Below are 14,014 nucleotides of genomic sequence, written 5' to 3'. Positions count from 1 at the left end.
GAACACGTCGAACCGGGCGGATACCCCCCTGAACAGGCCATCGGATTCCCCCAATCGGCCCAGCGCTGGCCTTCCCCGCCCTATACGCCGAGCGGCTACCGATCAACTGATTACCCGTCCGACACCTACGAATCGGGCTGCCTGCCCCTCGACTCCTAACGGGACAGCAGCATTGGGCATCCGGCCAACACGTCAGCAGCCTCCGCGGTGATCACAGGGAGAGACTTCCGGGCTGCACGGGCTGCCTTGCCCAGTCCCGGAGGATCTCGACGTGTGTCCAGGGGCTTCCTCCGCCAGTCGTACTCGCCTTGACACCACATCACGCGCCACTTCCCACAGGGTTCGTTCGCTGGCGTACGCGAAGGCTCGCAGAACGATCAGCGCCTCATCGGGAGGGAGCATCAACTGGACGCTCAGTATTCCAGTCGCCTGGTGCACGATCTCACGATGCTGTACTGCAGGAACATTCAACGAGATCCATGTCGGATACGGATGTCGTTCGCCGCCGAGGAGTTGCAGGGTCAGTGCCGCTGCCAGACCCAGGGCATCCTCGTTCTCCTGGTCTGTCATAGGCCCGGGAGAAGTTCGCACCGCTGTCAACACACCGATAGCGGTCGTACCGACACACAAGGGGAAGCAGAAAACCGCCTGAATATCGAGCCCCATGCACTCGGGCACCAAGGTCGGCCACAGAGCACCCTGATCCTGCGTCAGATCCGGAAGGAAGACCGGCCTGCCAAGACGAATGGCATCGGGACCCGGCCCCTCACCAAGGGTGAACTCAAGTTCTTCGAACCGCCTGGCTGCGCCTGGCGAGCAGGCGACCAGAGCCGTGGCTCCACCGTCGATGACCAGCGAGACTGCGACACCATGGACGTTGAGCACCGTGGCGCAAGCAGAAGTGAGATGACCGTGCGTCATGCCCGGCAACCTACGGAGGATTTCGACCATCCGACGGCTAATCATGTAGTACGCCTCACAGTATCAGGCATGTGCCACATTATGCAGAAGTGGAATTTGGTTAAGGGGCCCGAGAATTGCCGCTCGGGATATCTGCAGGTCTGGGTCCCCACCCCGGCCCATACCTTGTACAGAACTCCGCGCCCTACACTGATGCACGCCCCGGACCCGGGTGCACACCCAGGCCTCGACTACTCTTCATGAAGTGACACATCGCCGGGCCCCAGCGCCGCGCCATTGCGTGCCCTGTCCATTGGACCCCGTCGCGTCGCCCTCACCCCGCAGGCCGCTTGCCTCTTACTCGGGCATCAGCTGCTCCCTCTCGAAAGCCTGCGCATCGCGCGCAGCGGCTATCGCTCTCGACTTCACGGTCATGATGGCCCTCTTCGGAGCCAAAATCAGGTCATAGGCTAGCCGAAACCATCGGGCAGGGCGGAGCCGACGACGCGGATCGCGCGACCCTACCGGAACCGAATGATTCCGCTCGAAAAATGAAGCCTTCTCTGTGCGTTCGGAGCAGGTTTGAGCCAATTCGACTGCACGGCACGCCGAGCAGTTGGTCACCACGCAACGGCACACACGCCCCATGCTGTTGCCAGCCTAGACTCCACGGGGAGTGATTCGTATCCCTCCCCATCACAGCGATGATTGGCAAGTGCCGCAGGCAATCTAATGCGGCCGCTCAGATCGTCCGACGACTGTCCCCCATCACGGATCGGTAGTCAACAGGTCGCGGATCCGGCAGCACACAGGGGCCGGCAGCCATTTCCACCGTGGCTGCCGCCTGCTTGAGACGATGCCGGTGACGCACTTGGCAGCAGCGGAGTTTGTACAGGAGTCAGTTTTACCGCCGGCCATGGATGTTCGATAATTGCGCAACTCACGGGGTGGGCCAGGCCCCGCTCGCCGGCCTGCGGAAAATGGTCCGACAGCCTCGTCCGGCGACCCGGGCGACTCCACCGGCCCCCGGGGCAGACCTCCCGCGCAGCGGTCTCATGCCGACGGCCACTGGGCAGTGCGGGTGATCGTTGCCCCGATTGCAGCCATGCCACTACGGAAGGCAGTTGGAAGCCTGAGAGGGTCGGCGTGGCCGTCAGTCCCCTGAAGCACTCGAGCCAGCGAAGACGACTGGTCAGCCCGAACGTCTCGACGAGGAACGGACCATGCATCGCTTCCCGATCCAATCTGCGCGTGACCGCCGACTCGCGTCAGCTCACACAGTGCGACGCCGCGCCCTGAGGGGATGCACGGCACTGATACTTGCCCCCGCTCTGAGCGCCCTGGTGCTCATCCCCCGCGCCCAGGCACTGCAGCCCGCGCACTTGGCCACCAGCAGCTCGGAAGGGGCGCAGGTCCGCCTTGGCAGGCTCTACATCGACGCACAGCACGCGAACGCGGCATCGTGCGTACTGCTGAGCCGTCTCCACGCGGCACAGGAGCGTGAACAGCGACTCCTGGGGCGCTTGGCATCGCTGAGGGCCCGCCTGAAGGCAGATCGAGAGCAGGCCGGACAAATGGCCGCCGCACAGTACCGGGACAGGGGCATCCCCGCACTCGGCCAGGTCATCCTCGCCCCGAACGCGGAACACGCGACGCAAGCCGAAGACGGAGTGGACGGGACATCGCAGTCGGAGAAGTCCCTGGTGAGCAGACTCAAGACGGACCAAGGTGCGGTGACCGCGACCGAAGCCGAACAGGCCGCATTGACGACCCTGCTGCGCAGCCTCGCCACGGCTCACGCACACGCATCACAAGAGGCGAACCGAGACCAGTCGTCCGCCCTCCAGGCCCTCGCCCAACTCACGGGGCAGCACGGGCTGCAGGCGCGCGCATTCCGGGAAGCGCCGGCACCGGAGGGGGCTTGGGCCGTCGCCTCGTCGTCGAACACCGCGGAAGCCACCCCCTCGGCAGCTGGTGCACGCGTGGTTGCCTACGCGTTCGCGCAGCTCGGAAAGCCCTACCGCTGGGGCGCGACCGGCCCCGGCGCGTTCGACTGTTCCGGCCTCACGTCCCAGGCCTGGGCCCATGCTGGTACCCACATCCCACGTACCAGTGAAGCGCAGTGGAATGCACTCCCCCACCTTTCGAACAGGCAGCTGCGCCCTGGCGACCTGATCGTGTACTCCCGCGCGTCCCACATTGCGCTCTACATCGGCGCAGGACTGGTCATTCAGGCTCCGCACACCGGGTCGTTCGTCAAGGCCACGCCCATGGCACTCGAACCGGTCACGGGCATCGTGCGCCCTGACCCACACTCAGCAAGCCTGCTGTAGGTGCTCTCGCTCGCCGCAGGGAGCGAGACGAGGTCGCTGGGCTCGTCTGTGCTCACCTGCCTCGGCTTCACCTGGCTCAACCCGCATGTCTACCGACGACTGGCGCTCCGGCGACGGTTCCGGGAGCAGCGGGAGACGGCACAGCGGCGCGCGTTGGCACCCACTGCAAGCAGCGCGCCGCTGTGGATCAAGGGGGTGCTGCGTCCGTCCAGGGGTGCCTGAGTTCGCCTTCGGCGTCCAGGGCCTTGAGCAGGGCCTGCACGGACGCGGAGACGACGAAGATGCCCTTGCGTGCGTGGTCGGCTTCCTGCAGGGCTTGATTGAGGCGCATCACCAGGGAGCGGGCCTGCGGGCCGACCCGGTAGGTGGACTGGCGGCCTGAGTCCACAAGACCCATGCGTTCGGACAGGAACGCCTGGGCGGACGAGATCTGCCGGCTCACGTCGGCGGGGCCGTGCCGCAGGGCGGCGTCCAGGTAGTGCCCGATGGCGAGCTTGTGGTTGCCCGAGGTACGACGGTCTATCGCAAGTCGTGCCTTGAGTGCGTCGAGCACGTCCGGCACGATGCGAAAGCCATGGGTGGCCCAGGTGTTGGAGCAGATCACCGCATCGACAAAGCTGGCGTTGAGGGCCTCATGGGCCCATGTGCCTGCCGGTGTCCGGTCGTGGAGATACTGATCGGGCACGGTGTGTACGGAGGTGTTCGTACGGCGCGAGCGGGTAACCTCGCCGACCGGGTATGCCGCCGGGGGAAGCGGCGCCGATCCGAGAAGACCGGCGCGGAGTGCGTCTGCTACTGGCCGGGGAGCCGAGGCAGCCGTCGACAGTTGCCCGGGTGGAGGGTGCGGCACGCGCTTGCGGTCCTTGGGCTGTTCCACCGGGGCAGCTGGTGCGGGCTCGCTCGGTGTCGGTTCCCGAGTGGCCGGCGGAGCCGAGAACGCCACGGGCGTCGGCCGCCGGGGGCCGGGGCGGGAGGTGCGGGCGGGTCCGGGTGGGGCACCGTCGGGTGTCCCTTGGGCGATGAACGAATTGGCCACCACTTCGTCGGCGCCGGCGATAACCGCGCTGAAGACGCTGGGGACAGGACGTTTGAACGCCGCAGCACTGCGCTTCCTCGGTCTTTCGCCGCCGGTATCCGTGGAGTCAGACACCGAGCTTCTCCTCGATCGATGACGGGGCGATCTCCCAGCTGTCACGTGGTCGCGTGATGCGTCCCAGGACCTCGTGCATCAGGGCGGCGTACTGTCGGCCCGGCGGCAGGTTGGCAAAAGTGAGGACAGCCGGCACGCCGCCGCCGAAGGAGCGCGAGATACGGTCGTCCTGGCGGATGTCGCGGACGAAAGGCAGGAGTCCCGAGCTGACCATGCCCTCTCTGACGTCGACTTCCTGACGTTTCCAACTTGAGGGCGGGCTCGACTTGTTCAGGACGGCTCCGAGGTACTGGGGGTTGCACTCGTTGTCCGTGTTCTTGGCGACGAACTTCACCGAGCCCGCCAGCGTCACGGCCCCGCGCACCGTCGCGTATTCCGGGTAGCACACCGTCAGCACCCAGTCGCCGGCTGCCCAGCCGACTGCCGCGAGCGACGAGATCGCCGGAGGGGTGTCGATGACCACGAAGTCGTAGCAGCCGTCGAGACCCAGCAGCATGCGGCGGAGCATCGGGGTGGCTGCGAACCCGGCGCCGACGAGCAGGTCCTGGGCGCGGCTCATCGTGGACTCCTCGGATGCCAGCAGGTGCAGGACCCCGGGAGCCTCCCAGCCTTCCAGTAGGGCGGAACGGTCGTAGATGATGCTCGGCAGGTCCGTCTCAATGCCCTGGACGAAGGCCTGGAGTGCCCATCCCAGGGAGCGGCAGGTCTCGCCGCGCGGGACGTTGATACCCATCGCGGTTCCAGCCTGCGCCTGCGGTTCGAGGTCGACCACGAGGACCCGGGCGCCCATCAGGGCCAAGGAGGCGGCCAGGTTGACAGTGGTTGTTGTCTTTCCGACGCCTCCTTTCTGGTTGGCCACCGTGAGTACCTGCATGCCCGACACGCTCCTCGGTCGTTGAGAGCCAAGTGACACAAGAGTTGGGCGGATGCGATGGCGCACGGACAAGAGTGCATTTCCCCTCTTCCCCGCAAGTTCAGGCAGATTGAACCCGAGCAAGTATGTCGCTTCTGTCCTGGTGTCACACGGTTTGCCGCGACGACGATAACAGGCATTCCTGGCCCATCGACAGGCGACGCGCGCAACAGCGACTCAGGGGCCCTGGCGATCGCATAATTCCTCACTTACGCCCCTGTGCGCTCTGTGGAATTCCCCGTTTGCTCTCCCATCCCCCTGCCGGATCGGAACCGCGACCTCACCGCGATTGCGGCCTCAGTGGCAGCAACGAGTCCGGAATCTGATGCATCCTCGCCTCCGTGGTGCTTGAGGTCGCGGCCGCGATGTGCACTGCCCTGCCGACGCTCGCAGGCTGCGCAAAGGCCCGACGCCGGAGCAACACCGAACAGGAGCCGCCGGCACGTGCGGGTGCTGCACGTCCACGCCCGGGGTGCGGGCTCCTGGGAATCCAACACCCCAGGCGTACCAGTGTCGGTGGATGCGAGTTCGAACCGCGAAAGGACGAGGGGCCGAGAGGCCTGTGGCTCCGTTTGCCGCAGCACCGCGCCGTGATGGGACTGATCCGTCGATGCTGACGCTGGGACCGACGATCCTGGGACGGTTGCCGTCGAGGCCGGGGTCCCGGCCGAGCAGCGGGCGCACCATTCCCGCCGACCTGTCGGTCGGGCGTGCCAGGTGCGGCCGCAGCCGGCGCAGGCGACAGTGTCCGGCAGCTGCGACAGCAGCCACCCCAAGGGCGATCGGATGGTCCCACGGTCCCCGACCTGGGCAGCGAATCCCTGCGCTGTGCTCATGGGAGCGAAGCGGATCGTGAGATGCGCTGCCAGGTCGGAGGCCCGCATGGACTGCAGCACGCCGTCCACGGCCCGCACCGCGACGGTCTGCTGGGCGGGCGTGAGCTGCTGCCACAGTGTGCGAACCGGAGCGAGTGCCTGGTAGGTGCGTCGATGCACGATCGGTTCGCTGCGGCGGTTCGCGCTGCTGGAGGTGGGAGGTGCCGTGGGTGGTCTGTTCTCCGCGCGCAGCGCGTCCGGCGCGTCGGGAGAGGCAGTGGCCGGGTGGTCCGAGGAGGTGCCGCTCACGTCCGCACGCGTACCACCGGCATCAGTGGGGACCATGCAGTCGGCTTCGCCGGAGACCACCGACCAGGCGTCACTTTCACTCTGTACAGGAACCCTTGGTGTGTGGGGTGTGTGTAGCTCTGCCGTACCGTCCGGGTCTGCCAGGCCGGTACGGGGGCCGGTCTCCCCCACGCTGGGCTGCGGCAACATCCGGCAGCGGCAGTCGTCAACTGTTCCTGCCGCAGCGTCCGGGTCTGCGGCGACGAGGAGAGCGGGCTGCGAGGGGACCCGGACTGCGGGTTCACGCTGCCGCTCGGAGCGCAGTGCAGACCAGGCTCGCGCCACGGAGGGAACCCACAGTTCCCCGGCGCCGTTGAGTCCCGACGCAGTGGACTTGCGACGCCGCTGCACCACTCCCGCGCGCTCCAGCCGGTCGAGGATCTTCGCTGCTCCTGGGGGCCTGCATCCCAGTCGGCGCGCCAGGGTTGCCACCGCGCGGCCATAGCGGGAGTCGACGGGTCCCCCAGCGAACCGCACGCGTCCGTCGGGTCGGGCTTCCAGGACGAGCAGGAGCAATGCAAGCCGGTCGGTGGCGGATCCGCGGCCTCGACGGTGGGCCAGCAGCCCCGGTACGGTCACCCGACCGTCAGCGTGGTTCCAACCCGGTCCGAACACCGCTTCGACCAGCCTGAGAAGGGTCGCCAGTTCCTTGCGGGACAGCGACAGTGGATGGCGCGGGTCACCGGCCGGGCCCCGAGCGTGGGCCAGCAGGGGCAGTGTGAGGTCCAGGCCCACAACCCCTGTTCCGTCGATGCGCGGATGGGTGACCACGATGCCCGAGGGGCGTAGGGATGCCAGTGCCTTGTCCACGCTTGAGATGCCCACGCCCATCCATGATGCGAGATCGCCGGCTCGTGTCGACGTGGCCCAGCCCTTCCCGGCGTTGGCTTTCGCCAGCGCCATCACGACCAGTCCTCGCGCGGTGTCGCTGAGCCCCGCCAACTGGGACTGTTCCAAGAGGAATGCCACCGCGCAGGCGAGCCGTCGCCGTGTCCCGGTGCCCAGCGCCAGCGGCGGACGAGCGTCCTCCTGGCCGCCGGCGAGGAGAACGAGGCCGCCCCCTCGGACCGGGAGACTCGCGGCCGGCTGGGTGAGTGCGGGAGACGGCAGTGGCTGCGGAATCGAGATCCCACCTTCTTGCTGGCGCTCTTCGCCGCGTGGTGCTCCGGCGCGGGGGCCGACGGTGGCATGGTGGAGGTGGTCGTCCCACGCGGTGAGAGCTGGGGGCCGTACCTGCAGGGCACTTGACGACATGCGGGTCCTCACGGGGGAAGGCAGCACAAAACACAGCCCCGGGCGTGATGGGTAGCTCGACCCGGAACGAGGGCGTACTGAATCACGACAGCCGGTCAGGGCTGACGGAGGCAGCAAAAAACCCACTGCCCGACTGGTTCGAACGTCACGGCGTCGCGGGCGGTGGGTCTATTCAGTTGTGTTGTGCGCGTCACCTCCGTCTAGTGGTCGGGGATCCCGAAGGCTGCTGGGACGCCTGCGCGTTGGAGCCCTCGGAAAGTCAGTGGGTGGGGGTGGCGGAACTGCGCCTGACCCGTGGAGTCGGGATGCGCTGGAGGACATCGTCGAGCTCGCTGATCCACTGACCGATCGGGATACGCATCGCGGTTTGGCCGCGCAGCAGGTCGAGTTCGGTGGAAGCGCGCTCACCGGGAGTGGTGGCGACGCGCACGGCGCCGGGCATCACCCACAGCACGGTGTCCTCGGTCGTGGTGGCATCGAATACGGCATCGCGCGCGGCGCTGACAGCAAGCGTCTGCCACAGCTGCAGGTCGTGCTTCTCGCTGCGGGCGCGCCGCTCGCCGGGCCAGGCGAGCTGGGCGACGACCACGTAGACGCGCAACGCGATGACGTCGTCCTCCGAATACGGGGCATGGATGATGCCCGAGTCACGGGCCTTCCAGGCCCAGGATTCGCTGACGTTCGCCGCGATGGCGACGGAGTGGGCGGAAAGCTGGCGAGCCATCCTCTGCCTTCCCAAGGGTCACTGTTCGTGCAGCGCCAGGCTACCGCAATCACCACCGCAATATTCGAGTGACGCAAGACATCGGCGTGTTGACGACTTCAACTTATCCGCCCCAGCACAGCTGATTTCGAATATGTCGCATGAACTGTTGAGCGATAGGCCCTAGTGACAGGTAGATAGGTCCATCGATGAACAGACGGATCGTTAGCACGGAACCTAGACCGACAGATCGTTATAGCGTGAGAGGGAACAATAGAGACAGGAAAACACTGATGGGTACAGCCATCGCTGCACCCATCGGTATATCGCTAGTTGAGGCTGGTCAGACCCGGGATCGCACTCCCGTCGGGCGCTGCAGTTCACCCTCCTCATCCAGGCAGTGCAGCAGTTCCTGCAACGCCGCGGACACGACGAAGATGCCCTTGCGGCCGTGATCGGCCTCCTGCAACGCGGCGTTCAGACTCATCGCCCAGGCTCGGGCCTGCGGACCGACCCGATAAGTGGACTGCAGCCCGGAATCCACCAGACCCATCCGCTCCCCCAGGAACGCCTGTGCGGAGCCGATCTGCTCGTCGACGTTCGCCGGCGCGTGCCGGATCGCCGCGTCGAGGTAGTGGCCCACGGCGAGTTTGGGATTACCCATGCTGCGCCGGTCGGCCGCGAGCCGCACCTTCAACGCAGCCAGCACATCGGGGATGATGCGGAACCCGTACGACTTCCAGGTGTTCGAAGAGATCACGGCATCGGCGAAGCTCTCCGTCAGCGCACGGTGAGCCCAGTCCGCGCGGGGCGTCGCGACTCGGCTTGCCCGGGCTGCGGGGGCCACCACGCGCGGCGCGCGGGTTCGCTCTGCTGTGGCTGCGGGAGCGATGTCTGCGGGCCGTGGCGCCGGTGCCGCGGTTCGGTCCTGGTGTGTCTGCTGCGCGGAGAGGGCGACGGCAGCCGGCGCGTCGCGATGGGCGGGCGCCACCGGAGTTGGCGCACGCGGTGTACTCACCGCGACCGCAGCCGGCATACTCTCCTGGTCCGGCATCGGCGCGGATCGGGGCAGAGCGGGGCTGGTCGGGTCGCCAGGAGAGGCACCCTGGGCGATGAAGGAGTTGGCCACAACATCGTCGGCACCGGCGATCACCGAGCTGAAGACGCTGTTCGCCGGACGCCGGAACGCGGGCGCAGTCTTCTTCTTGGACTTGGAGGGGGTTTTGGCCTCCGCAGCGTCAGACAACGCTGTCCTCCTCGATCAGCAGAGGTGCGATCTCCCAATACGCACGCGGCTGGCTCATCCGGGTGAGCAGTTCGTCCATCAGGGCCGCGTAACCCTGCCCCGGAGGCTGGTTGGCGTGCGCCAGCACCGCGGGGATCCCCGTCCCATATGACCGCGAGATCCTGTCGTCCTGGCGGATGTCGCGCACGAACGGCAGCAGGCCCGAGGTCACCATCCCCTCCCGCACGTCGATTTCCTGCTGCTTCCACTTCGACGGAGGGTTCGATTTGTTCAGGATCGCGCCGAGGTACTGCGGGTCACACTCCCCATCGGTGTTCTTCGTCACGAAGCGAACCGATCCCGCAAGTGTCACCGCACCGCGCACAGTGGCGTATTCGGGATAGCACACCGTGACGACCCAATCGCCGGCCGCCCACCCGACCGCTGCGAGCGAGGAGATAGCAGGCGGCGTGTCGACCACCACGAAGTCGTAGCTGTCCCGGAGGGTGTGCAGCATCCTGCGCAGTATCGGCGTAGCAGCGAAGCCCGCACCGACCAGAAGGTCCTGCGCCCGACTCATCGTGGACTCCTCCGACGCGAGCAGATGGAGGCTCCCCGCACCTTCGAAGTCCTCTACCAGACCGGACCGGTCATAGATGATCTTCGGGAGGTCGATCCCGATCCCCTGGACATACGCCTGCAGGGCCCAGCCCAGCGAGCGGGAGTTCTCACCCTGAGTGATGTTGACGCCGAGCGCTGTACCGGCCTGGGCCTGGGGCTCGAGGTCCACCACCAGAACGCGCATGCCAGCGAGCGCGAGCGAGGCCCCCAGATTGATCGTGGTCGTCGTCTTGCCGACACCTCCCTTCTGGTTCGCCACCGTGATCACCTGCATAGACACGCTCCTACGCTGCGTTGAATCAACTGACACAAGACCTTGAATCGGAGCCCCCGCCGAGCAGGTCGGCGTCATACCCACTGCTTAGGAGCGATGCGGAGTCAACTCCGGCCTGCGATATCTTGTCTGTCCTCGTGTCACACGCTTTTCGCCTGAAGATAACAGCGCCTGCGGTCCCCCGTCAGGCGACGCGCGGAAACTTCGTCGCCGGACGTCCGCAACCGCAACAATGCACCTCCCCTCCCCCGGCTACGAGCGCAGAACGAAACAAGATCAGGTCGGCATGAGGGGACGTCTGTCCGTCAGACCGAGCGGCAGACGAACAGACGAACAGACAGATGGGCAGACCGATAGACAGAAGAGCGGGCGCACGAGCGGGCAGACCGTTAGACAGACTGTCAGTCAGATCCATCAGGGGAAAGACAGCCCAACAGCAACATGCGCAGACAGGCCGATCTCTCGGCAGACCGATAGACAGTCACATCGCAGGATCCAGAGACGAGAAGCTGGTTCGTCAGCTAGACAGCCCGATGCCTCGCTAGACAGAAAGACAGACAGAACGTCAGTGAGAGGAGTCGTTATAGCGTCATCAGGATCGAACGCTAAGTCAAACCATCGAGCGGTGTATCCAAAGAAGTCAACATCGCTCTCTCGGTGGTGATATGCAAAGCAATCCTCATCGTTATATCGCTCGCAACATCACCTTCCCGGGGTCCATCGACCGAACGACCGACCTAGCCGTAGCGGGTGGTCACGAACGGTGTCTGCCCCTGCGTGGGGGAGAACGACGGTGCCGTCACCGGCCTGGGCAGCTCATCGACGGGATCGGCGGACGCCGTGCAGCTGCCTGCGGATCGCCAGCATCAGCAGTGAGACTGCTTGCCGGGATGCAGCCGCTCCGCTCCGGCAGTCACAGGTGGGGATATTCAAGTAGCCGTCGCCAACGCTGCGTTGTGCGGTGTCGATTGATCGAAGGCAGCCATACTGGGAGAGTTCGCGTCGGGCAGGGACCATCCTGCGGTGTCCGGCTGCCGGGCCGACTCGGTGGCGGTCCTGGCAGCGTTGTTGGCACTGGACGCGCACCCGCCCGCCCGCCCGCTTGCGCACGGGCGGGCGGTGGTCCGCGGAGGCTGCTCGGTGGCCCGGATGCCTGCTTTGATGGGCGGTCGGTTTCACCCGGGCCGGCTTGCCGGCAGCACGCACACGCGAATACGTGCCAGCAGCCGGGCAGTGTGTACCGCGGTACACACGCGTGGCGCTGCTCAAACAGTCGGACAGAGCCATGCGTCTCAGACGCTCAGACGCGGAGCAGTTCCACAAGCTGAGTCAGCTCACGGGGCGAGTATTCCTCCCGGATCTGCGCCGCAAGCAGCGTCGGCTTGGCCAGACGGATGCCATCCGTGCGCTCGGACTCCCGTGCTGCCGGCACGTGGACGGGGCTTGGTGTTTCGTCGTCTGCCTCGCTTGCCGGTGTGAGAACGCCTGTGGCAACCAGGCTTGGCACGCCCCCGTCCGCCTCGGTGTGTTCCCCATCCGCGCCCCCTGCGGTGTGTACCGCGGTACACACCGCGCCGCTGGCCGGGTCGACGTCTGTGGCAACGACGCTTCGCATACCGCCGTCGGCGTCAGCGTGTTTCCCTTCCGCACCCCCTGCGGTGTGTACCGCGGTACACACGGCAGCCTCGGATGCTTGCACAGCGCCAGGCCTCGGTGCCGAGGGTGCCGAGAAGTCGGGGGCATCATTGACAGTGTGCCGAGCGTCCCCCTCCGCCCGTTCCCTCTCCTTGGAGGCACGGAGTTCAGCATGGCGCTGCTCAAGCGCCGTGTACTGCTGGGCGGCAGACAATCCCTCGATACCTTCGCGGCCTGCGAGCCAGCGGGCATCCCTCAGCGAGATGCCGTCCTTGCCCTCGGTCCGGGCGTGGATACGGATTTCCTGCTGGATCTCTTCGGCGAGCAGGAGGAGGCGGGTGCGCTGCGATACATAGCTGGTGCTCCACCCCTGTTCCTGGGCGGCTGCCCGGGCGGAAGGGTACTCGGAGACGATGCCCCGGATGGCCTTGGCTTCCTCGATCGGATCGAGGTTGCGGCGTTCCTCGTTCTCGTCGAGCGCCGCACGCAACAGCTCTGCGCGACTGGTGGCGACGGTGTCGTCAATGATCGCGATCAGGTCGCTGCGGCCGTACTTACGCGCGGCCTTGAGACGCCGGTTGCCGTTCACGATGACATGGTCGACCCTTTGCAAGTCATCCCGGTCGACGTCCTCGGGCCACAGCGCCAGATAGGCTTGGAGGGTGACGCCGAGACAGCTCTGGAGCTGACGCTTCGCGATGGACCGAAGGTCCTCGAGGGAGCCGTCTTCGTCGCGTGGATTGTGCGGGTTGACCGCGCATCGGTCAACGGGGAGCCGCACAGCAGCCGGGTCCTGAGCGACATCTGTGGCTACTCGCGGCTGTCCCTCGTCGAACAGGTCGGCCATGCTCTTACGACGTGCCATCAGAATCCACCTGTCCGCGATTCCGCAAGGCGCAGTTCATGCTCCAGGGCGAGGTCGGAAAAGTCCTGGCGGGCTTCTTGTGCGATGCGGGACTTCGGGTACCTGGTGACTACTTGCCCGTCGGCAGCGGCCCGAGCGTGCAACTTGTAGTGCCGGATGACCGTCTTGGCGAGCGGCCAGCCCTGCCTACGGCAGAACTCGATCGTCTCTTGCAGGTCAGAGTGTCCGTCCCGGGGATCCCAGTTGGAGATCACAACCGTGAACGGCAGATTCCGAGGCTTGATGATGCGGTCGATGGTGCTCTTGGTGGGCTCCCAGCCAAGAGACTCCGGCTCGATGGGGACGATCACGTGATCAGCGCTGTCGAGCGCTGCGCGGATCGCCTCGGCGACCTCGCCCTTCCCCAGGCCGTCGTTGCCGACTCCACCACGACGCGCCGCCGGATCCATCCAGCCGGGGGTATCCACGATGGCGCGCTTGACCTTCGTCGTGGAGCGCAGCTTCTTGATCCCCTCAGGGTCGTCGAACGCCTCGATGAAGACGAAAGGAAGGTCATCTCCCACGCGCTCCGCCCACCACGGCGTGGAGCCCTGGGGATCGATGGACACCGCGGCGACGGGGGCCCATTCATCGTCGTTCAGGGACGTACGGCTGAGGACTTCGGCGATCGTGGCGGCAAGGTTGACGGTGATGGTGGACTTGCCGATGCCGCCCTTTTGGTTCAGGACGACGGTAACTGTAGCCACGGGCTCTCCTGACTCCGTCGGCTTCCCAAGCGGACCTTGGTACTTCGGATGACCGCAACAGCATGTCAGAAGCGTGGCCATCGCTATGGTTTGGCCTCCCGCAACGGCGCGTCGTGGAGAGTGTGTACCGCGGTACAGATGGCGTCCCGCCGAGTGGTGTAGCAGGGATCTTGGAATGACCCCTGGTCATGGGGCGGCCACCGCGCAACTCTCCGAGTAGCGAAGCTCGTTG

At 66.2% G+C, this 14,014-nt stretch carries 9 protein-coding genes; 1 reads left to right on the top strand and 8 read right to left on the bottom strand.

Annotated elements, in window-relative coordinates; all coding sequences use genetic code 11:
- Positions 1–192: 192 nt before the first annotated feature.
- Entirely contained in the window at positions 193–921 is a 729-nt protein-coding gene (locus ABH925_RS17640) for an ANTAR domain-containing protein (protein ID WP_370148965.1), read from the bottom strand.
- Between the two features lie 1,361 nt (positions 922–2,282).
- Here ABH925_RS17640 and ABH925_RS17635 point away from each other — a divergent pair.
- Complete coding sequence (locus ABH925_RS17635) at positions 2,283–3,233, top strand: NlpC/P60 family protein (RefSeq protein ID WP_370148963.1); 951 nt, start codon at positions 2,283–2,285, stop codon at positions 3,231–3,233.
- Positions 3,234–3,420: 187 nt separating this feature from the next.
- On the opposite strand, the gene ABH925_RS17630 is transcribed toward ABH925_RS17635, so the two are convergent.
- The 7 genes from ABH925_RS17630 to ABH925_RS17600 form a co-directional block, all read right to left on the bottom strand.
- The gene (locus ABH925_RS17630; RefSeq protein WP_370148960.1) at positions 3,421–3,918 is read right to left on the bottom strand and encodes a hypothetical protein; all 498 of its coding nucleotides are present in this window, start codon (positions 3,916–3,918) and stop codon (positions 3,421–3,423) included.
- Between the two features lie 457 nt (positions 3,919–4,375).
- The gene (locus ABH925_RS17625) at positions 4,376–5,257 is read right to left on the bottom strand and encodes a ParA family protein (RefSeq protein ID WP_370149223.1); all 882 of its coding nucleotides are present in this window, start codon (positions 5,255–5,257) and stop codon (positions 4,376–4,378) included.
- Positions 5,258–7,972: 2,715 nt separating this feature from the next.
- Positions 7,973–8,437, bottom strand: coding sequence for a hypothetical protein (locus tag ABH925_RS17620; protein WP_370148958.1), 465 nt, complete (start codon positions 8,435–8,437; stop codon positions 7,973–7,975).
- Between the two features lie 322 nt (positions 8,438–8,759).
- Complete coding sequence (locus ABH925_RS17615; RefSeq protein WP_370148957.1) at positions 8,760–9,569, bottom strand: hypothetical protein; 810 nt, start codon at positions 9,567–9,569, stop codon at positions 8,760–8,762.
- A gap of 85 nt (positions 9,570–9,654) precedes the next feature.
- Positions 9,655–10,536: a ParA family protein gene (locus ABH925_RS17610; RefSeq protein ID WP_370148954.1), complete on the bottom strand. Its 882-nt coding sequence runs from the start codon at positions 10,534–10,536 to the stop codon at positions 9,655–9,657.
- A 1,300-nt stretch (positions 10,537–11,836) separates the two neighbouring features.
- Entirely contained in the window at positions 11,837–13,036 is a 1,200-nt protein-coding gene (locus ABH925_RS17605; RefSeq protein WP_370148951.1) for a ParB/RepB/Spo0J family partition protein, read from the bottom strand.
- A complete protein-coding gene (locus ABH925_RS17600; RefSeq protein WP_370148949.1) occupies positions 13,036–13,782 on the bottom strand; it encodes a ParA family protein in 747 nt (248 codons plus the stop codon). Before ABH925_RS17600 ends, ABH925_RS17605 begins: the two co-directional genes overlap by 1 nt.
- Between the last annotated feature and the right edge of the window lie 232 nt (positions 13,783–14,014).

Source organism: Streptacidiphilus sp. EB129 (genome assembly GCF_041262645.1).
GTDB lineage: Bacteria > Actinomycetota > Actinomycetes > Streptomycetales > Streptomycetaceae > Streptacidiphilus.
The sequence above is the reverse complement of the archived record's forward strand: the minus strand, read 5'-3'. Positions and strand labels throughout refer to the sequence as shown.